The sequence below is a fragment of the Ruegeria sp. S84 genome (assembly GCF_056583445.1).
The window spans coordinates 3039000-3057134 of the sequence record NZ_CM152618.1; the positions used below are offsets into that span (position 1 = coordinate 3039000).

General features: G+C 57.4%; 21 protein-coding genes. 7 read left to right on the forward strand and 14 right to left on the reverse strand.

Translation table 11 applies throughout. The features are described 5' to 3' along the window. Positions 1-10 precede the first annotated feature (10 nt). Positions 11-331, forward strand: a complete 321-nt coding sequence (gene trxA / locus AC1DFB_RS15290) for a thioredoxin (protein ID WP_170397826.1) — start codon at positions 11-13, stop codon at positions 329-331. Between the two features lie 84 nt (positions 332-415). Here trxA and AC1DFB_RS15295 read toward each other — a convergent pair whose 3' ends face one another. Further along, the gene (locus tag AC1DFB_RS15295) at positions 416-847 is read right to left on the reverse strand and encodes a hypothetical protein (RefSeq protein ID WP_480572491.1); all 432 of its coding nucleotides are present in this window, start codon (positions 845-847) and stop codon (positions 416-418) included. 100 nt (positions 848-947) lie between these two features. On the opposite strand from AC1DFB_RS15295, the gene AC1DFB_RS15300 reads away from it, so the two are divergent. Further along, a complete protein-coding gene (locus tag AC1DFB_RS15300) occupies positions 948-1298 on the forward strand; it encodes a Lin0512 family protein (protein WP_170625360.1) in 351 nt (116 codons plus the stop codon). After that, entirely contained in the window at positions 1295-1657 is a 363-nt protein-coding gene (locus AC1DFB_RS15305) for a Lin0512 family protein (protein WP_170407917.1), read from the forward strand. The genes AC1DFB_RS15300 and AC1DFB_RS15305 overlap by 4 nt, the downstream gene beginning before the upstream one ends. A gap of 55 nt (positions 1658-1712) precedes the next feature. Here the strand turns inward: AC1DFB_RS15305 and AC1DFB_RS15310 are convergent, their stop codons facing one another. Next, positions 1713-1910, reverse strand: a complete 198-nt coding sequence (locus tag AC1DFB_RS15310; RefSeq protein ID WP_170397815.1) for a DUF1127 domain-containing protein — start codon at positions 1908-1910, stop codon at positions 1713-1715. A gap of 197 nt (positions 1911-2107) precedes the next feature. Here AC1DFB_RS15310 and hslV point away from each other — a divergent pair, with 197 nt between their 5' ends. Both hslV and AC1DFB_RS15320 read left to right on the forward strand, forming a co-directional pair. Next, the gene (gene hslV, locus AC1DFB_RS15315; RefSeq protein WP_170566574.1) at positions 2108-2665 is read left to right on the forward strand and encodes an ATP-dependent protease subunit HslV; all 558 of its coding nucleotides are present in this window, start codon (positions 2108-2110) and stop codon (positions 2663-2665) included. Then, positions 2662-3015 (forward strand): hypothetical protein, encoded by a 354-nt coding sequence (locus AC1DFB_RS15320; RefSeq protein WP_170425354.1) that lies wholly within the window; start codon positions 2662-2664, stop codon positions 3013-3015. The genes hslV and AC1DFB_RS15320 overlap by 4 nt, the downstream gene beginning before the upstream one ends. 29 nt (positions 3016-3044) lie before the next feature. Here AC1DFB_RS15320 and AC1DFB_RS15325 read toward each other — a convergent pair whose 3' ends face one another. The 3 genes from AC1DFB_RS15325 to AC1DFB_RS15335 all read right to left on the reverse strand — a co-directional run bounded on the left by AC1DFB_RS15325 (position 3045) and on the right by AC1DFB_RS15335 (position 4792). Further along, complete coding sequence (locus AC1DFB_RS15325) at positions 3045-4286, reverse strand: MFS transporter (RefSeq protein WP_480921602.1); 1242 nt, start codon at positions 4284-4286, stop codon at positions 3045-3047. Between the two features lie 105 nt (positions 4287-4391). Next, positions 4392-4643, reverse strand: coding sequence for a DM13 domain-containing protein (locus tag AC1DFB_RS15330; RefSeq protein WP_480922621.1), 252 nt, complete (start codon positions 4641-4643; stop codon positions 4392-4394). A gap of 2 nt (positions 4644-4645) precedes the next feature. Beyond that, entirely contained in the window at positions 4646-4792 is a 147-nt protein-coding gene (locus AC1DFB_RS15335; protein ID WP_480921603.1) for a hypothetical protein, read from the reverse strand. A 198-nt stretch (positions 4793-4990) separates the two neighbouring features. On the opposite strand from AC1DFB_RS15335, the gene hslU reads away from it, so the two are divergent. Continuing rightward, a complete protein-coding gene (gene hslU, locus AC1DFB_RS15340) occupies positions 4991-6298 on the forward strand; it encodes an ATP-dependent protease ATPase subunit HslU (protein WP_170425348.1) in 1308 nt (435 codons plus the stop codon). 97 nt (positions 6299-6395) lie between these two features. Next, positions 6396-7493 (forward strand): alpha/beta fold hydrolase, encoded by a 1098-nt coding sequence (locus AC1DFB_RS15345; protein WP_170407913.1) that lies wholly within the window; start codon positions 6396-6398, stop codon positions 7491-7493. On the opposite strand, the gene AC1DFB_RS15350 is transcribed toward AC1DFB_RS15345, so the two are convergent. The 9 genes from AC1DFB_RS15350 to AC1DFB_RS15390 form a co-directional block, all read right to left on the reverse strand. Then, positions 7494-8315 (reverse strand): ATP-binding cassette domain-containing protein, encoded by an 822-nt coding sequence (locus tag AC1DFB_RS15350; RefSeq protein ID WP_480921604.1) that lies wholly within the window; start codon positions 8313-8315, stop codon positions 7494-7496. Beyond that, a complete protein-coding gene (locus AC1DFB_RS15355) occupies positions 8312-9310 on the reverse strand; it encodes an ABC transporter ATP-binding protein (RefSeq protein WP_170407909.1) in 999 nt (332 codons plus the stop codon). The genes AC1DFB_RS15350 and AC1DFB_RS15355 overlap by 4 nt, the downstream gene beginning before the upstream one ends. Continuing rightward, positions 9307-10437, reverse strand: coding sequence for an ABC transporter permease (locus tag AC1DFB_RS15360; RefSeq protein ID WP_480921605.1), 1131 nt, complete (start codon positions 10435-10437; stop codon positions 9307-9309). The genes AC1DFB_RS15355 and AC1DFB_RS15360 overlap by 4 nt, the downstream gene beginning before the upstream one ends. Before the next feature lie 4 nt (positions 10438-10441). Next, positions 10442-11446 (reverse strand): ABC transporter permease, encoded by a 1005-nt coding sequence (locus AC1DFB_RS15365; RefSeq protein WP_170397787.1) that lies wholly within the window; start codon positions 11444-11446, stop codon positions 10442-10444. Positions 11447-11507: 61 nt separating this feature from the next. Next, complete coding sequence (locus AC1DFB_RS15370) at positions 11508-13547, reverse strand: ABC transporter substrate-binding protein (RefSeq protein WP_480921606.1); 2040 nt, start codon at positions 13545-13547, stop codon at positions 11508-11510. Between the two features lie 20 nt (positions 13548-13567). Beyond that, on the reverse strand, positions 13568-14359 hold the full coding sequence (locus tag AC1DFB_RS15375) for a DeoR/GlpR family DNA-binding transcription regulator (RefSeq protein ID WP_480921607.1): 792 nt from the start codon (positions 14357-14359) through the stop codon (positions 13568-13570). 279 nt (positions 14360-14638) lie between these two features. Further along, the gene (locus AC1DFB_RS15380; protein ID WP_170397778.1) at positions 14639-15478 is read right to left on the reverse strand and encodes an EamA family transporter; all 840 of its coding nucleotides are present in this window, start codon (positions 15476-15478) and stop codon (positions 14639-14641) included. A 2-nt stretch (positions 15479-15480) separates the two neighbouring features. Continuing rightward, a complete protein-coding gene (locus AC1DFB_RS15385; RefSeq protein WP_480921608.1) occupies positions 15481-16626 on the reverse strand; it encodes an iron-containing alcohol dehydrogenase in 1146 nt (381 codons plus the stop codon). A 67-nt stretch (positions 16627-16693) separates the two neighbouring features. Next, positions 16694-18076, reverse strand: a complete 1383-nt coding sequence (locus AC1DFB_RS15390; protein WP_480921609.1) for an aldehyde dehydrogenase family protein — start codon at positions 18074-18076, stop codon at positions 16694-16696. Between the last annotated feature and the right edge of the window lie 59 nt (positions 18077-18135).

Sequence of the window (18135 nt, forward strand, 5' to 3'; positions counted from 1 at the left end):
GGAGACAGACATGTCGACCGTAGCCGTTACCGACGACACCTTTGACGCCGAAGTCAAGAATTCCGATATCCCCGTCGTGGTGGATTTCTGGGCCGAGTGGTGCGGCCCCTGTAAGCAGATCGGCCCCGCCTTGGAAGAGCTGGCCAGCGAATATGGTGGCAAGGTGAAGATTGCCAAGGTCGATGTCGACAGCAACCCAAACTCAGCCGCGGCCATGGGCGTGCGCGGCATACCGGCGCTGTTCATTTTCAAAGACGGTCAGGTGGTTTCGAACCGCGCTGGCGCGGCCCCGAAGGCGGCCCTGCAAAGCTGGATCGACGAGTCGATCTGACCTTCGCTACTGTTCGAACGCAAAAAGGCGCCCCGCATTGGGCGCCTTTTTTTGTTAAAGCCACTGCGAGACAAGAGTTTAGACTCACTTGATGGTCCACCTCACCGATACTCCCGCGCCGTCTTTGTGGGTAAATGTAACGGTGTCGTCTGCGATTGAAACCACCTGACAGTCGCGGGGCATCACTTCACCGACGATCACGATTCTCCGACAGTAATACCTGTCTTTCCACTCCCACGTGCCGCTGATACTGCCACCTTTCGGGCCTTTGCCCTCAACCGTGCCGTCCTTGTGAATTGTCACCCAGGTTTCGCCCTGAACCAGCTTCTTATCAACGATCAGGTTCATAAATTTAGCTTTGTTTTCTATTACTTCAGCGGATACGCTTGGCGCCAGAAGTCCAAACAACAACAATGATGACATGAGCCGAAAATACGTCATGGAATCAAACCTTTCATAGATCGTGTGCTTAAACAGACAGAATTCTAGTCGATTGCTGCGGTACACACCAAACATTCGGGTTTCGTGGTTTGGCCGGATGCAGTTCACTGTACTGGTTCTTTCAATTCGCAAGAACTCGTGCAGATTGTCGGGTCATCAGGAATAAGGAGGCGACATGCCCAAAACTCGGGTATTGGTGGAATTCGGTATGGGTACGTCGCTTCGGCGCGAAGACTATACCGAAGCAGCGCTGCGCGCGCTCAAGGATGCGCTCTGGCATAACTCGATCAATATGGCGGAATTGTTCGGATTCCCGAAAGAGGCCATGATCATCGACGCGGAAATCGGAGTACAGCAACCGGACCGGGTGGATTCGCAGGCGTTGAAGGCCATTTTCCCCTACGGCCAGCCCAACATCACGGTCACACATGGTGGCTTGGATATCGACAAACCCCATTCTGAAGGTCGCACGGTGATCGCCAACGCCGCGATCGTTGTCTCATTTGATATGGAGCCCGCCCGATGACGGAAAAACGCATCATTCTGGAGATGGGGACCGGCAACGACCTGTATGGTCAGGACTATACCAAGGCCGCGCGCCGCGCTGTTCAGGACGCGCTGCACCACTCGTCCATCACGCTGTTTTCCAAACTGGGCATCAGTCATGAGGAGATGCGCGTTGAGGTCACGATTGGCGTTCAACAGCCTGAGAAGGTTGATTGTGATCTTGTCGCCTCGGATCTGCCGCGGGGCCGCGCCTCGGTTCGGGCGGTCAAAGGGGGACTGGATGTCGAGGATGCCGAGGCGGGTACCCGGCATGTCGTAGCCACTGCTGCAGTTGAGGCTTATCTGCCTGATCTCGCAGGTAAATTCGTCGAAAGCTGAAAAAGAAAAAGCCGCTCAATCGAGCGGCTCATCTTATAAGTGTTCAAATCCTGGATCAGAACTTGGAGATATCAGCGCGGGTCAGCCCGACGTCTTCCAGCTGCTCGTCGCTCAGTTGCGACAGTTCGTTGCGTGTCTGATATGATTTGTACCATTCGACAACGTTTTCGAATGCATGAGAGAATGCGTCCACTGCGTGCAGGATGGTGACTGCTCCGCGCGGCGCATGGGTTTTTGCGATTGCGTTTGCCATGTGCTTAGTCCTTTTAACAGAAACAGCCGACCCGTTGTCGGTTGTAAGCCTCATGTAACTCCGGCGGCTGAGTCTCACAAATGCTGACTCAACAGCCCCGGTTTGCGTTTACTGCATATCTTTTGGGCAGTTTTAGAACCGGTTGCGCAGAACCCGTGCCCGGCCCATATATGGCAGCACGGATAACGGAGGCATTCATGGCAGACAGCGATTTTCCCGGATGGCACGGCACCACTATTATTGGCGTCAAGAAGGGCGGGCAGGTTGTCATCGCCGGGGACGGGCAGGTCAGCCTGGGCCAAACCGTGATCAAGGGCACTGCGCGAAAGGTGCGTCGCCTGACACCGGGCGGGTTCGAAGTGGTCGCCGGATTCGCCGGATCTACGGCGGATGCGTTCACGCTGCTGGAACGTCTGGAAGCCAAGCTTGAGGCGACGCCCGGCCAACTGGCGCGTGCTTCGGTCGAGCTGGCCAAGGACTGGCGCACCGACAAGTATCTTCAGAAGCTCGAGGCGATGCTGATTGTGACCGACGGCGAGGATCTGCTCGTGATCACTGGGGCAGGGGACGTGCTTGAGCCGGAACACAACGTCGCTGCAATCGGGTCGGGCGGCAACTTTGCCCTGGCGGCGGCCCGTGCGATGATGGATAGCGACAAACCAGCCGAGGATGTAGCGCGTGAAGCTATGGCAATTGCTGCGGATATCTGCGTGTATACCAACGGCAATCTGACGGTTGAGACGATCGGGTCATGAGTGCGGTTCTGGCAGCGATATTTGGTGGGCTGATTGGCGGCATTGTTGGGCCGATTGTGCTTGAGGAATATCGGAACCGGAAGCACGCCAAGACATGGAAAGAGCCTCGCAAGAAGCTGCTTGAGTCCATGTTGAGGGATACGAAGTACAAGTTCAAAACTCTGGAACGGCTCAGCAGAACAATTGGCTGCACCGAAGATCAGACACGCTCGCTATTGATCGAGCTGGAAGCCAGAGGCGCTGTTTCAAAGAAGACCAAAAAGGAAATTTGGGCACTGATCGAGCGCGCGCCATTACAGGAAAGCCAGCGCAAACTTGACGAAGAAGAAATCGAGGAAGAGCAGGAGTAGGTGACCCTTTCCGCTCTATCGGCTGTTCTTTACGCCAATAGCGCTTTGATCTCTTTCCCCTTCCACCTCATATGCATCCCGATCAGGCCCATCAGGGCAGTGACGATGACGATGTAGTAGGGGACGCGGATGTCGATGCTCATCAATCCGCCTCCGATCAGGGACATGATACCGCCTGCTAGGCAGAACACGGCTGTGGTCACGCCCATGACCCAGCCCTGATCCGTTTCGGCAACGCTGGATGAGAACAGGCCTAGCAGCGTCGGGTAAGAAACGCCGAAGAAGAAGTAGAAGAAAAAGACCGGAATATAGCTCAGTACCCCGCTGGGGCTGAATGCGAAGGCAAAGCCACAGATCACCATGGTGACCAACGAGGTGTAGATGATCTGGTGCTTGCTGAACCTCTCTTGCGCTGGTTTCACAAGGAAGGTGCTGGAAAAGGCCAGCGCAACGCCAATGACCACCATCGCCATGCTGCCCCCTATTACGCCATAACCCCACGCGCTGGTCAGGAAGTTGTCGACGAATACATAGAAAGTAACGTTGGCGACCATGAACAGGGCGTAAACTGGCATGATCTTCAGAACCAGCGGGTGCTCGCGCACAGCAATAAGACTGTCGGTGATGTCGCGTGGGCGGAAAACAAAAGGTTCACGCTCGGTTCTGGTATCCTTAAAGAACGCGGTCACAAGAAAGATTGCAATCAGGACCAGTACAAACGCCCCGTAGAAAGGCGTTTTCAATGTCGCCGCGCTGCCCAATAAGGCTGCATCGGACAGAACCGCGCCTATGATCGGTCCTCCGACCAAGCCAAAGCTGACACCGGTCACAATATAACCCATGTTGCGGTCGCGGTCGGCAGCGTCGGTGCTGCCATCGATCATCGCCGCTTGTGCGATGGGCTGATTTCCAGCCGTAAACCCGGTGATCGAACGACCAATGATCAGCAGAAGCAGGCTGTTGAGATAAAGCGCTGCGATGGTCAGGGCGTAGCCGACCAGCGCCCCGGTCAAACAGACCAGAAGAGCATTCTTGCGCCCGATGGAGTCTGAAACTTTCGAGACATAGACCACCCCCAGAAACCAAGACAGGAAGAAGCAGCCGATCACCAGACCATAATAAAAGTGCCTTGTGCCCATGGCCGTGCTTTCCGGCAAGAAGCCGGACTTCGTTTCCATGATCAGGGAGTTGATGATGGGAAACACCAGCCCTTGTCCGATCAGGTCAACAAAGACCACAAACAGCAGGGTGATCTTGGCAATCTTGGTCATGAAAACGCCCCCAGTTCCAATATCTTGGGGCGAGTGTAACAGACAGTTGCCCTGTCACCTAACGGCGTGTCAGAGGCCGGAAAGCCCGACCCCTGAAGGGTGTGATTACTTCAACGAAGCAACGCCCAGCGGGACGCCGGCAACCTCGCACCAAATATAAACTTCGTTGTAGCCCGAGACATCCATGGTTGGCGGCACGGCATAGGATTGCTTGCCGGTCAGGTGCAGCAGCGCGCCCAGTTTGCTGTCTGGGGCGTATGTGCCGTCCTTACCAAATGCGACACGCGGGTCGGGGCCGTTGTCCAGCGAAAAGTCGTCGCCCAGTTCAACGATGTAACGCTCGCCATCTTTGACCAGTTTTACCGAACCGGTAGTGACGTGGTTCGAGCGGCCTTCAAATGTGCCTTTCTTTTTGCTCCACCGGCCAGGGCAGCGGTGGTGCCGACCAGAGACAAGGCCGCGCCGGTAGCTGCAGCTTTCACAAAAAGCGAACGACGTGTCATCATGATGAGGTATCTCCCTAATGTCATACGGACGCAGAGTCCGTCGCGAAAGGTTATGCCGCAGACGCTGTACATCTGGCGATTCACATCACCACGAAATTCCGTGTGCTGCCCGTGAGTTGCCGTGATCTTCTCGTGATCGGCTTGTGTTTTCGCGCCGTATGATTAGGTTCCGCTGCGAAACATACGGATAGAACGCATATGACCGACCTGACCCCGCGCGAGATTGTCTCGGAACTGGACCGCTTTATTATCGGGCAGAAAGACGCGAAACGCGCCGTCGCCGTGGCGCTACGCAACCGCTGGCGGCGCAAGCAGTTGCCAGATGACATCCGCGATGAGGTCTATCCAAAAAACATTCTGATGATCGGACCCACCGGCGTTGGCAAGACCGAGATCAGCCGCCGTCTGGCCAAACTGGCCCGCGCACCCTTCATCAAGGTTGAAGCCACCAAATTCACCGAGGTCGGCTATGTCGGTCGGGACGTTGAACAGATCGTGCGTGATCTGGCTGACGCCGCAATCCTGCAAACCCGCGAGTATATGCGCGAGGATGTCAAAGCCCGCGCCCATCAGGCCGCCGAGGATCGCGTGATCGAGGCGATTGCTGGAACCGACGCCCGCGAAGCGACACGCGAGATGTTCCGTAAGAAGCTGAAAGCGGGTGAGCTGGACGATACCGAAATCGAGTTGGAACTGTCCGATACCACGAACCCGATGCCGATGTTCGATATTCCGGGCCAGCCGGGTGGTCAGATGGGGATGATGAATCTGGGTGATATCTTCGGCAAAGCCTTCGGTGGACGGACCGTCAAGAAACGCATGACTGTCGCTGAAAGCTATGAGGCCTTAATTGGAGAAGAGGCCGACAAGTTGCTGGATGATGAAACCGTCAACCGGGTGGCTTTGGAAGCGGTCGAACAGAACGGCATCGTGTTTCTGGATGAGATCGACAAAGTCTGCGCCCGATCCGATGCGCGCGGGGGCGATGTCAGCCGGGAAGGGGTTCAGCGCGACCTGCTGCCTCTGATTGAGGGCACCACTGTCAGCACCAAACATGGCCCTGTGAAAACCGACCATATCCTTTTCATCGCATCCGGTGCGTTTCACATCGCCAAGCCCTCGGACCTGCTGCCAGAACTTCAGGGCCGTTTGCCGATACGCGTGGAGCTGCGCGCCCTGACAGAAGAGGATTTCGTACGCATCCTGACCGAGACCGACAACGCTCTGACCCTGCAGTATACTGCCCTGATGGGCACTGAAGAGGTCACGGTCAGTTTCACCGAAGACGGGATCGCAGCCTTGGCCCGGATTGCGGCGGATGTGAACCAAAGCATCGAGAATATCGGTGCGCGGCGGCTTTACACGGTGATGGAGCGCGTGTTCGAAGAGCTTTCGTTCACCGCACCGGATCAGGCAGGGGCTGAGATCACCGTCGATGCAGGTTTCGTGAACGACAATCTTGGCGAGCTGACAAAATCCACAGACCTCAGCCGTTACGTTTTGTAACAGGTGCCAGCCGGATTTTGCCAATGAGTCGTGCCCTCAGGCTGGACGCGGGGCGGGAATACGGTAGCGTAGCCCTGTAACTTCACAGGGGCAGAGCGTGCTGCGCTATTTCATCATCATTGTGACGCTGTCTGTGCTGACCGCCTGTGCGGATCGGTCTATCACAGAGATCACACCCGAAGCCCTTAGGGTCGGCACCCCCGCCACGGTCTTTGCCGCCACTACCCGTGCGCGCGAGCCGGATGGCAGCTACGGAGCTAACCGTGCCGAGGCACTTCGTTACCTTGAGATGACCGTCTCGATTCCGCCGTCGCATACGCCGGGTGAACTCAATTTCTCATACGCGAACCCGAATCCGAACAAACAGTTTGTCGTGGCGGATGTTACCGAGTTCTCTGGTCCGCAGGATCTGAAGTCCCGTCTGCGTGGCGTGGATGACGTGGTCATCTTTGTTCACGGGTATAACGCCACGCAGACCGAGACCGCCTTTCGGGCCGCTCAGCTGAGCCATGATATCGGTATCCCCGGAACCATTCTGATTTATTCCTGGCCCAGTAAGGCGCGCGGCACCGGTTACGCCTATGATCTGGACAGTATGCTGTTTGCCCGAGACGGGCTGGAACAGACCATTAGATTGCTCAAATCAATGGGCGTAAAGCGGGTCGTACTGATAGCGCATTCGATGGGCAGCGCCCTATCGATGGAGATGATGCGGCAAGCCGAACTGCGCGAGCCGGGATGGGCAAGCCGCAATCTTGAGGGGGTCATCCTGATCTCACCTGATCTGGATGTGGATCTGTTCCGATCCCAGATGAACAGCATCAAGAGCCCGCCCGACCCGTTTGTGGTGATGGTATCCCAGAAGGACAAGATTCTGAACCTGTCGGCTCGGCTGCGCGGCACCGCGGACAGTCAGAGGTTGGGTAATATCAGTTCGGTCGACGCATTGGCCGAATATCCGATCAGCGTGATCGACACGACTGCATTCAACAGCGATGCGGGATCATCTCATTTCGTGGCGGCAACGTCTCCGGCGCTGCTGGCCATTCTCAGTTCGGTCCGCCGGGTCAGCAACACCTTTGGCCCCGACCGGCCTGGCATCGATGTCCTTGTCCCACCCAGCGAGCGCAGCGCAGATGGCGCGACCGAGATTGTGCTGACCGAGACCGGACAGGCGCAGGTCAGCGCGCCCTGATCAGGCACGCATTCGATGATCGGGGTCCAGCGATGGGATCGCATCCAGCAACCGCTTGGTATAGTCCTGCTTGGGTGCGGCAAACAGTTCGCGCGTTGGGGCGCTTTCGACGATCTTGCCGTGATACATCACGACCACAAAATCGCAGGTATGGGCCACAACCGACAGATCGTGGCTGATGAACATGAAGGTCAGGCCCATATCTCGCTGAAGGGATTTCAGCAGGTTCAGGATATCCGCCTGAATCGACACGTCCAGCGCCGCCACGCATTCATCGGCAACTACAAAACGCGGGTTGCAGGCCAGCGCCCGCGCGATAGAAATCCGCTGACGCTGACCACCCGAAAACGCGTGCGGATAGCGTCGCAGATGTTCAAGGTTCAACCGGCATTTGCCCGCAATCTCGCGAACCCGCGCATCGGTTTCCTCACGCGATGCGGTCAGGCCCATCACATCCAGCGGTTCGGCTATGATATCACGCACGGTCATCCGAGGACTAAGCGCCGCGTAAGGGTCCTGAAAAATCAACTGAGCCCGACGGCGATAGGACTTGAGATCGGTTGCTGACATTTTGGTCAGATCGAACTGCTCTTCACCATCATCATAGCTTGCGCTACCGCTGGTGATTGGAACCGCATTCAGCAATGCGCGGCCAAGTGTTGTTTTACCCGAGCCGGACTCGCCGACCACCCCAACAAAAGCCCCTCGCGGGATTTCGATCGAGACATTGTCGACCGCCTTCAGCGTGCGCTTGTTAAAAAAACCGCCACCAAGGGGAAATTCGACTGACAGGTTTTCGGTTTTGATCAGAGCATTTGTCATGGCTGGCCTGGCACGTCTTCGGGGAAAATGGCTGCGAAATGGCCGGGGCTGACCTCGGTCAAGGGTGGGCGTTCCGTTTCATATCGCGATCCGGGTTTGAGTTCCGGGTTGCGTGGATGGAACACGCAGCCTGATGGCCGCTCCAGAGGTGAGGGGATATCGCCGGGGATCGGGGTTAGCGGTGCGTCCAGATCATCGAGTTTGGGTAACGCGTTCAGCAGGCCACGCGTATAGGCATGTGCCGGATGGCGGATCACCTCACGCACAGGTCCGCTTTCCATGATCCGACCCAGATACATCACCGCAACCCGGTCGGCGGTTTGGGCGACGACGCTTAGGTCATGGGTGATGAAGACGATACCCATGCCGAACTCGGCCACCAGATCCTTCATCAGATCCAAAACCTGAGCCTGAATGGTCACGTCCAGCGCCGTTGTCGGCTCATCCGCGATCAGCAGTTTGGGCTTGGTCGAAAGCGCCATGGCGATCATCGCCCGCTGACGCATCCCGCCCGACAATTCGAAAGCGTATTGGTTGAACCGGGCCGCTGGTTCAAGGATACCCACCCGGTCCAGCATTTCGATCGATAGTTCTTTGGCCTGCTTTTTGCTGAGATCCGTGTGGATCAGCAACTGTTCAACCATCTGCTTGCCGATGGTGATCGCGGGGGCAAAGCTGGCCATCGGCTCTTGAAAGATCATACTGATCGCCCCGCCGCGCACAATCTCCATGTCCCTGGGCCGCTTCAGCGCCATGATATCAACCGGGCCGCTGTCGAGATGCAGATCGATCCGGCTTTCCGGCGCATAGATCGCGTTGGGTGGATTTAGTTTCATCAGTGACTTTGCCGTCACTGATTTTCCCGATCCACTTTCGCCGACCAGCCCGAGCACCTCGCCTGGGGCGAGTGAAAACGAAACATCCTCAACCGCCGTGATCAACCCTTCATCGGTTTTGAACTGAACGGACAGGTTTTCGACATCGATCAAGCTCATTTGCGGGTCTCCGAATAAGGATCAGCCGCATCGCGCAGGCCATCGCCAACGAACACGAAAGACATCACGAGAACGACAAAGAAGATGACCGGGATGAAATACCATTGGTAATTCAGCAGAACATCCGCCTTGGTCACATTCTGCAACATCACGCCAAGTGAGTTGACCGGATCTTTCAGCCCCAGCCCGATAAAGCTGAGCGCGGTTTCGCTGAGGACCATATAGGGGAACGAGATCACCAGATCGACGATGATGTAGCTGGTGAAGCTGGGCAGCAGATGACGCCGGATGATGTGGCCCGGCGATGCGCCGCACAATTTCGCCGCTAGCACGTATTCCTGATTGCGTTCGGTCAACAGATGGGTGCGAACTCGCCGTGCTAAAGTAGGCCAGCCGACCAATCCCAATATGGCTGTGATGACAAAGAACCTTGTTTCGGCCGACCATTCCGGCGGGATAAAGGCCGCAATCGCCATGAACAGAGGTATGGCCGGAACCGTACGGATCGCATCGGTGATCATTTGGATCACACTGTCGACCATTCCACCGTAATATCCAGCCACCCCTCCGATCGCGAGCGCCAGCACGAACGAAATCATCACCCCAAGCGTTCCGACCTGTAGCGACGTCCAAACCGCATGCAGTGTACGGCTGAAGATATCCTTGCCGGCACTGTCGGTTCCGAACAGGTGAACATAGCCCTGATCGACACCAAACAGGTGGATGTTACCGGGAATGACTCCAAACAGCTTATATTTGTCGCCCCGAACGAAGAACTGGATATATCGGCGTTCATCCTCGTTCACTTTCTCGACCCAGCGGAAATTGGTCGCCAACGAGCGTTCGCGGGTTACCCCGTGCAGGAACGGGCGGATCGAGCAGCCATTCCTGTCGCAGAATTTTGGAATCTGCGGGGCTCCGTTCAGATAGTCTTTGTCACGCCCTGCGGCGGTCGGATCGTAAGGCGACAGGAACGGAGCAAAGATGCCCGACAGGATCAGGACGACCAGAACTGTGGCCGCAATCATCGCCGCGCGCTGTTTCTTGAATCGGGCCCAGATCAACTGACGCTGCGAGGCGGTGAAATAGGCTTCTTTTGCCTTTTGGTTGTCGATTGTCGCAGTCATCTGGTCACCTGAGGATACTTTTGCGCACGCGCGGATCGATCACCGCAAGCAGAATGTCGGTGAAGAAATTCAACGTTACGATTGATGCCGTCAGCAGAAAGATGATGGCCCCCGCAAGTTGCTGATCATTGGACCGCGCCAACGCTTCAAGCAAAAGTGCACCGGCTTCAGTCAATGTCAGGATCAGCGCCACAATGGGCAGTTCGTTGAAGATCCGGTTCAGGTCAAAGCCAAGGCTGTTGACGATCGGCCCCAGCGCATGACGGGCCGGATAGCGCCATAACAATCGGCGGCCATAAATGCCCCGCGCGGCAGCAGCGGTGACATATAGCTTCCCGATCTCATCCGACATCAACGCGCGCACGGTCTGCAGCGCAAAGGCTGTGGCCGACCAGCCCAGAATGAAGATCGGCAGCCAGGCGTGTTTCAGCAAATCGAGGAACTTGCCCCAAGACCAAGGCGCTTCTTTGTACTCGGGCGAGAACAGCCCGGTCAGTGTCTCGCCGAAATAAACGGTTGAAACCAGCATCACCATCAGGGCCAGCAGGAAGTTCGGCATCGCCAGACCCAGATAGCTGACGATCCGCAGCGAGTTGTTCAATACTGCACTGCGCGAGGCGGCAGAAATGATGCCCACAGGGATTGCAATGGCATAAGCCAGCGTCAAAGCGCCAAGGCAGATCCACAGCGACAGCCAGAACTTGTCGCCCAGCAGCTGTGCAATATTCACCCGCAGGATGCAGCTTTCGCCGAAATCGCCACGAAACGCCCCTGACAACCAGGTGGCCCATCGGGTCAGGAATGGTTGATCCAACCCCAGTCGGGCGCGTTCTGCTGCAACGTCAGCAACGGTGATCGCGGACCCTTGGGTGTTTTTATACGCCAAATAGCGCTCGGCACAGTCACCGGGCACCAGTTCCATCAGTGAAAAAACAATCAGCGATACGATGACCAAAGTGACCAACGCCATAACCGCCCGGGTGGCGGCAAATCTGCAGAATTGCAACATATCTGTCCCCGCGGGATGCGCGAAGGCGGGCGCGGGCGCCCACCTTCTTATCTTCTCAACCTTATTCGCTCAGCCACCACTGTGCGGGGCGGTAAGGATAGGTCCGATAGAACTCGTAAGACTGCGTTTTGAACTCGGTAAAGTTCTGCAGGTTGTTCGAGTGATAGATCGGGGCAGGAGCATTCACGGTACCCAGGAACAGCAGCTCGCCGGTCATGATCTCGACCATCTTCTGCGCGGCGGATACTGACGCATCAGAGCCGGGTGCACTGGACTGATAGGTGTCCAATGCAGTCTTCAGATCCGCGACCCAAGCCGGCGGCTCAACACCGTTTTCACCGTTTGAACTGATGTATTCAGCCCAGAGCATACCTGTGCGTACGTCGAAATAGCCATCAAACGGAGGCACCCAGATCTCGCTGTCCCCGAGGATCGACCCGGCTGGCTGGCTCTTCAGCCAAAGGCCCATATCCAGCGAGTTGGCCGTTTGTGCGGCGCGGAATTCGTCGGATGTCACCTCTTTGATCGCGGTGTTGACGCCAACGTCTTTCCAGTTCTGAGCAATCAGTTCCACCAATTGCGCCGAAGCTGGCTGGGTCGAGAACTGCCAATCCAGAACAAACGGATCACCATTCGGCAAATCGCGGAAGCCATCACCATCCTTGTCGATAAGACCTACTTCGTCCAGCAGCGCATTGGCGCGCTCTGCGTCGAATTCGATCTCATGGTTCGACCATTTTTCGTCGATGAAATCGGGACGTGGCGAGAAGCCGATGTACTGTGTCGGTGTTCCCAGACCAAAAGCCACAACCTCGTTCAGCTGGTTGCGATCCATCGCAACAGACATCGCAGTTCTGAACCGGATATCGTTAAAGATCGCGCGCTTGGCCTCGTCTTCTGCGGTCACGTTGAAGGTCAGAACCGGATAGCCGATCGAAGGCTTCACCTCGACCGTGTAGTTACCGTTCTCCTGACCTTCGAGCAGCACCGGAGCGGATGTCAGGTTAACACCCTGCGATTTGTAATCGACCTCGCCATTCAGCAACTTAAGGGTGCGAACTTCTTCGTCCGGAACGTAAGTTTCATCCATTTCCGAAATGTAGGGAAGCTGGTTACCCCGCGTATCAACCTGGAAGAAATAGGGGTTGGCCACGTAGTGACGACCCTCGGTGCTCTCCTTCACAAGGATATGGCTCTCCAGCGTCGGCATGGTGTCGGAAGGAAGACCCGCCAGTTTGTCACCGGCTGTCAGCATCGGAGATGGCGTATCCATCCAGTCCGAGTTGCCATAATAGGCCTTGATCAGCTCGTACCCGTTTTCATAACCAAGCGCCTGCGCGTTGGCGTCGGCGTTGTCATCCAGCGCCGGGTGGAACTTTTCAAAGAAATGCTTGGGCTGGTAGGGCTGCACATAGGTGAACGAGAATGTCTCGGTCAGGCCAGGCTTGGGCGCGGCAAGGGTAAAGCGGACGGTGGTGTCGTCCAGCGCTTCGACCTTCATGGGCTCACCGCCCGCCAGCGCATAATCCTTCGCTTCAGCGATGACATTGGTGTCCATCATCAGGTTATCGTACCAGAAGACGATATCCGCCGCCGTAAATGGCGCGCCATCCGACCACTTGTGGCCTTCACGCAGATTCACGGTCAGCACGGTGAAGTCATCGTTCCATTCCCAGGATTTCGCCACGTTGGGCACCAGGGTCTGCAGGTCGTCGGAATAGCGGAACAGGTTGACGTGACGCACCGAAAGGAAGTCCGAGGTGCCGCTTTCTGTGGCGTTGGAGAGCGCGTCCAGAACACCGCCATACTGACCTATCGAGTCATAGGGTACGATGACCAACGGGTCAGCCGGCAGACGATCTGCCACGGCCGCAAGATCGCCATTGCCACGGATCATGCCGTTCAGATCCCCAATAGCCGGGTTTTCTGCAAAGCTGAGCGTACAGTTTGCAGCTGATTGAAACTCGGACAGATCAAACTGCTGAGGATAAGCACCGGCTGCGACGCCCTGCATATCCGCGACGGTTGCAGCAGGACAATTGGCCCAGGCCGCGCCCCCGATTGTGGCAAAGGCCACACCAGACATAAGAAGCTTTTTCATGTTTTCTCCCTAGGTTTTGTTTATTTCGTTTTGCGTTTCCGAGAGCCCGATTTGCCCGCTTTGCTTTCGGAGGTTTCTTTGTTCTTTTTTTGCTTCCGGGGCTCTGTTTCTTCCGGCCCGGATTTGACATCGTTTTGCGATGCAATGTGCACTTGGACCCCAGCTTGCTTGAGAATGGGTGCAAACGCATCGGGTGGGGCGATATCGGTCACCAGATCCGTCACTTTGTCGAACGGGCAAGACACGTTGGCTGCCTTTGCACCGAATTTGGTGTGGTCCGCTGCAACGATCATGCGATGCGTGTTCCCTTGCAGCGCACGGGTCAGATCCGCCTCCAGCGGGTTCGAGGCCAATACGCCTCCGACCAGCGACAGTGCATCCGCGCCGCAGATCACCGCGTCATAGCTGTACTGACACGCCAGTTCTTCAGCCGCACGGCCAAAACTGCCTCGTTCGGAGCGGATTACTTCGCCCCCTGCCAGAACGGCGCGCGTGCCATTGTGATCGGCCAGGGATGCGACAACTGACAAAGAGTTGCTAACGACGGTCAAACCCCGCAGCTCACGTAGTTGCTCGGCCACATGAGTCATGGTCGAGCCAACGGTGATGAACAACACCATCTCGTCCTCAAGCAACCCGCAGACCCGCTTGGCGATGTTGGTTTTCTCGTCGGCATTATACTCCAGAGCGCCCGAAAACATCGGTGTATCCTGCGCCCGAGACAGAAATGTGCCGCCATGCACACGCTCAACCTTGTTCGCGCGCGCCAGTGCCTTGACCAAACGACGCACAGTTTCCTCAGAGACGTCCATGATCTGGGCGATCTGAGTGTTGCGCGCTGACCCCCCAGCCGCGCAAGGACATCCAGCAGCTCTCGGCCACGATGTGGGATGGTTACGCTATCATCATCCATTTTCAGACTCGGTCACATTTTCGCGCAAAAATCCACAATAAATGTAAATCTTTTGCGACAATTTTGGTTTTTTTGCCTTTTCCGGTCAACATGGCATAGCAAACCTGCAGTTTCATGCGGCGGGACAGGTGGATTTCAGATCTCTCGCAAGAATCATTCAACTCATCCCAGCATGTGTTCATGACGACAATGCGATCAGCGTCACGCCAGCGGCCATCATCACGGCCGCCAGAAGGCGTCGCATGGGATTGCCTTCACCCAGGAACAGAAATCCGATTAGGGCCGCGAAGATCACTGAGGTTTCGCGTAAGGCTGACACGACGCCAAGCGGAGCGAAATTCTTGGCATAAAGCACTAGGCCGTAAGCCGTCATCGACACCATTCCGCCTGCAATCCCGATCACCCAGATGCGCAGAGGCAAATCAAGCACACGCGCGCCTCGCCGTAGCGCGACAAAGCCCACAACAAAGATATGCAGAACCGAATGCCAGGCCCAATAACTCAGGATGTTGCCTGACACCCGCACGCCCAGGCCATCCACAAGCGAGTAGATGGAAATAAAGCAGCCCGTTCCCAATGCGAAAACAAGCGATGCCCTACCGACCCCTTGCCTCAAAACCGACCAGCTGGACAGTTGAATGCCGGTGGCAATCACCGCGATCCCAATCCAGGCCTGCGTCGGCAGATGTTCGCCCGCGAATATCACGGCCCAAAGAGCGACCAGCGCAGGAACCACACCGCGCGCGATCGGGTACACCACACTGAGATCACCATGCCGGTAGGCCTGATTCAGCATGTAGAAATATCCGAAATGAACAACGGTCGAACCTGCCAGATATGGCAGGCTCTCGACATTCGGCAGCGGCAGAACCGCCACCATCAGCGCCCCCGGGATAACATGCCCCAGTGCAACCAGACCCAGCGTGACCGTTCGGTCAGCGGCCGTTTTTACAACCGTGTTCCAGATCGCATGCAGTAACGCGGCCGCAAGGATTATGAGAACGATTTCAGCGCTCACTGTCAGATCGCCGTATTAAACAGCTCAGTGATGTTTTGTTGGTTGAGTTGGATCGGATTCCCTCCGCATGAGGGGTCGATGATAGCGCCTTGGACCAGTTCGGGGATGGCGGCTTTGGTGACGCCGAGGTCGGAGAGATTGCGGGGGATGGCGAGGCTGTCGTTAAACTCTTGCACGAAGCTGCGGAAGCCGTCGAAGCCGCCGTCGATGCCCAGATAGGCGGCGGCTTGCTGGAAGCGGTCGGCGATGACTGGCGCGTTGAACTCGAGCACGGCGGGCATGCAGACCGCGTTGGTGGTGCCGTGGTGGGTGTTGAACACCGCGCCGACGGGGTGGCTCATGGCGTGGATGGCGCCCAGGCCTTTCTGGAAGGCGGTGGCCCCCATCGCCGCCGCGCTCATCATCTGGGCGCGGGCTTCGATGTCGGTGCCGTCCGCATAGGCACGTGGCAGGTAGTCCTTGACCAGCCGCATCCCTTCCAGCGCGATGCCCTGAGACATCGGGTGGTAATGCGGGCTGCTGAACGCCTCGACACAATGCGCGAACGCATCCAGACCGGTGCCTGCGGTGATGAACTTGGGCATGCCCACCGTCAGCTCGGGGTCGCAGATCACCACGGTCGGCAGCACCTTGGGATGGAAGATGATCTTCTTGGCGTGGGTTTCAGAATTGGTGATGACGCTGGCGCGCCCCACTTCGGACCCGGTCCCGGCAGTTGTGGGCACGGCGATGATCGGCGCGATGGCATCGGCATCCGCTCGGGTCCACCAATCGCCGATGTCCTCAAAGTCCCAGACCGGGCGCGTCTGACCACACATGAAGGCGACCATCTTGCCCAGATCCAGCCCCGAGCCGCCGCCAAAAGCGATCACCCCGTCATGGCCGCCCGCGTTATAGGCCGCAACACCGGCCTCGAGGTTCTGTTCATTGGGGTTCGGGTCCACATCCGCGAACAGACCCCGGCCCAGACCGGCGGTCTCCATGATATCCAGCGTCGCGGTGGTGATCGGCAGGTCGGCCAGCCCCTTGTCGGTGACCAGCAGCGGCTTCTTCATGCCGGCCGCCGCACAGGCTTCGGGTAATTCATTGATCCGCCCGGCCCCGAATTTGATTGCGGTTGGATAAGACCAGTTTCCAACAAGTGACATGTTTGCTTTCCTTCGTGTCAAAAGGCCTGCCCCGGCGAGGGGGTCATTCCGAGGCAGGCCGGCGTCCTTAGCCCGTGACCTTTTTCAGGTGATAGGATTTGGGACGTGTCAGGTTGTGATAGCCAATGACCGAGAGACCGCCGCCGCGCCCGGTATTCTTGCAGCCGGTCCAACACAGGCCGGGATCCAGATAATCGGCGCGGTTCATGAAGACGGTGCCCGTCTCAATCTGGTCGCCCACCCGCGCAGCACGGTCCAGATCGCTGGTCCAGAGGCTCGCTGTCAGGCCAAACGCGCTGTCATTCATCAGCCGGATGGCCTCGTCATCCGTGGACACTTTCATAATGCCCACTACCGGACCAAAGCTTTCATCCCGCATCACCCGCATGTCATGGGTGACATTGGTCAGGATCTGCGGCGTCAGATATGCGCCGCCATCATCCTCGGGGAAGATGTCGATATGGGCCACCGCACCAGCCTCGACCGCCTCGGCAATCTGCGCCCGCACCTCATCGGCAAAGCGCACATTGGCCATCGGGCCAATGGTGGTCTCAGCGTCCAGCGGATTGCCCAGCTTATAGCCCTTCACGATCTCCACCGCCCTGGCGACGAAGTCGTCATACAGGCTTTCATGCACATAAATCCGCTCGATCCCGCAGCAGCACTGGCCCGCGTTGAACATTGCCCCGTCGATCAGCGTCTCAACCGCCGCCTCCAGATCGGCATCGTCCATCACATAACCCGGATCCTTGCCGCCCAGCTCAGTCCCGACGCCGGTAAAGGTGCCCGCCGCCGCGCGCTCCATCGCCTGGCCGCCGCCGACCGAGCCGGTGAAGTTCACGAAGTCGAACGCATTGCCCGCGATCAGATCGTTGGTCACGTCATGGCTCAGAAAGACATTCTGGAACACGTCTTCGGGCACACCCGCTGCATGGAAGGCCTGCGCCATACGCTCGCCCACCAGCAGGGTCTGCGTGGCGTGTTTCAGGATCACCGTATTACCCGCGATCAGCGCCGGGGCCACCGTGTTGATCGCCGTCATGTAGGGGTAGTTCCACGGCGCCACCACAAACACCACCCCATGCGGGATGCGCCTGATATAGCGCTTGAACGTCTCATCTTCGCCCACCGCGATATCAGCCAATGCGCTTTCGGCAATCCCGGCCATATGGCTTGCGCGCTCGTTGAAGCCGCCAAACTCACCGCCATAGCGCACCGGGCGACCCATCATATGCGCCAACTCGGGCACGATTTCCTCATTCATCGCGCCGACAGCAGCCACACCCGCCATCACGAGATCAATGCGTTCCCGCAAGGGCCGCGCCGCCCAAGCCGCCTGTGCGGCCCGCGCCCGGCCCGCAACCTCAAACGCGGCCTCCCGCGACAACACCTCGCGTTCGGCATAGACCGACCCATCAATCGGCGAGACACATTGCAACATCTGCCCCATAGTCACTCCATCTCTAAAGAGAGCAGGATCCCTGCTTCATCTGGCCATAAATATCTCGG

Bases quoted from the DNA above. Each gene is read 5' to 3' on its own strand.
- AC1DFB_RS15370 (WP_480921606.1), bottom strand. From the start codon at position 13,547: ATGAAAAAGCTTCTTATGTCTGGTGTGGCCTTTGCCACAATCGGGGGC.
- hslV (WP_170566574.1), top strand. From the start codon at position 2,108: ATGGCAGACAGCGATTTTCCCGGATGGCACGGCACCACTATTATTGGC.
- AC1DFB_RS15300 (WP_170625360.1), top strand. From the start codon at position 948: ATGCCCAAAACTCGGGTATTGGTGGAATTCGGTATGGGTACGTCGCTT.
- trxA (WP_170397826.1), top strand. From the start codon at position 11: ATGTCGACCGTAGCCGTTACCGACGACACCTTTGACGCCGAAGTCAAG.
- AC1DFB_RS15325 (WP_480921602.1), bottom strand. From the start codon at position 4,286: ATGACCAAGATTGCCAAGATCACCCTGCTGTTTGTGGTCTTTGTTGAC.
- AC1DFB_RS15335 (WP_480921603.1), bottom strand. From the start codon at position 4,792: ATGATGACACGTCGTTCGCTTTTTGTGAAAGCTGCAGCTACCGGCGCG.
- AC1DFB_RS15390 (WP_480921609.1), bottom strand. From the start codon at position 18,076: ATGGGGCAGATGTTGCAATGTGTCTCGCCGATTGATGGGTCGGTCTAT.
- AC1DFB_RS15295 (WP_480572491.1), bottom strand. From the start codon at position 847: ATGTTTGGTGTGTACCGCAGCAATCGACTAGAATTCTGTCTGTTTAAG.
- AC1DFB_RS15310 (WP_170397815.1), bottom strand. From the start codon at position 1,910: ATGGCAAACGCAATCGCAAAAACCCATGCGCCGCGCGGAGCAGTCACC.
- AC1DFB_RS15385 (WP_480921608.1), bottom strand. From the start codon at position 16,626: ATGTCACTTGTTGGAAACTGGTCTTATCCAACCGCAATCAAATTCGGG.
- AC1DFB_RS15375 (WP_480921607.1), bottom strand. From the start codon at position 14,359: ATGGACGTCTCTGAGGAAACTGTGCGTCGTTTGGTCAAGGCACTGGCG.
- AC1DFB_RS15350 (WP_480921604.1), bottom strand. From the start codon at position 8,315: ATGACAAATGCTCTGATCAAAACCGAAAACCTGTCAGTCGAATTTCCC.
- AC1DFB_RS15305 (WP_170407917.1), top strand. From the start codon at position 1,295: ATGACGGAAAAACGCATCATTCTGGAGATGGGGACCGGCAACGACCTG.
- AC1DFB_RS15320 (WP_170425354.1), top strand. From the start codon at position 2,662: ATGAGTGCGGTTCTGGCAGCGATATTTGGTGGGCTGATTGGCGGCATT.
- hslU (WP_170425348.1), top strand. From the start codon at position 4,991: ATGACCGACCTGACCCCGCGCGAGATTGTCTCGGAACTGGACCGCTTT.
- AC1DFB_RS15365 (WP_170397787.1), bottom strand. From the start codon at position 11,446: ATGTTGCAATTCTGCAGATTTGCCGCCACCCGGGCGGTTATGGCGTTG.
- AC1DFB_RS15355 (WP_170407909.1), bottom strand. From the start codon at position 9,310: ATGAGCTTGATCGATGTCGAAAACCTGTCCGTTCAGTTCAAAACCGAT.
- AC1DFB_RS15360 (WP_480921605.1), bottom strand. From the start codon at position 10,437: ATGACTGCGACAATCGACAACCAAAAGGCAAAAGAAGCCTATTTCACC.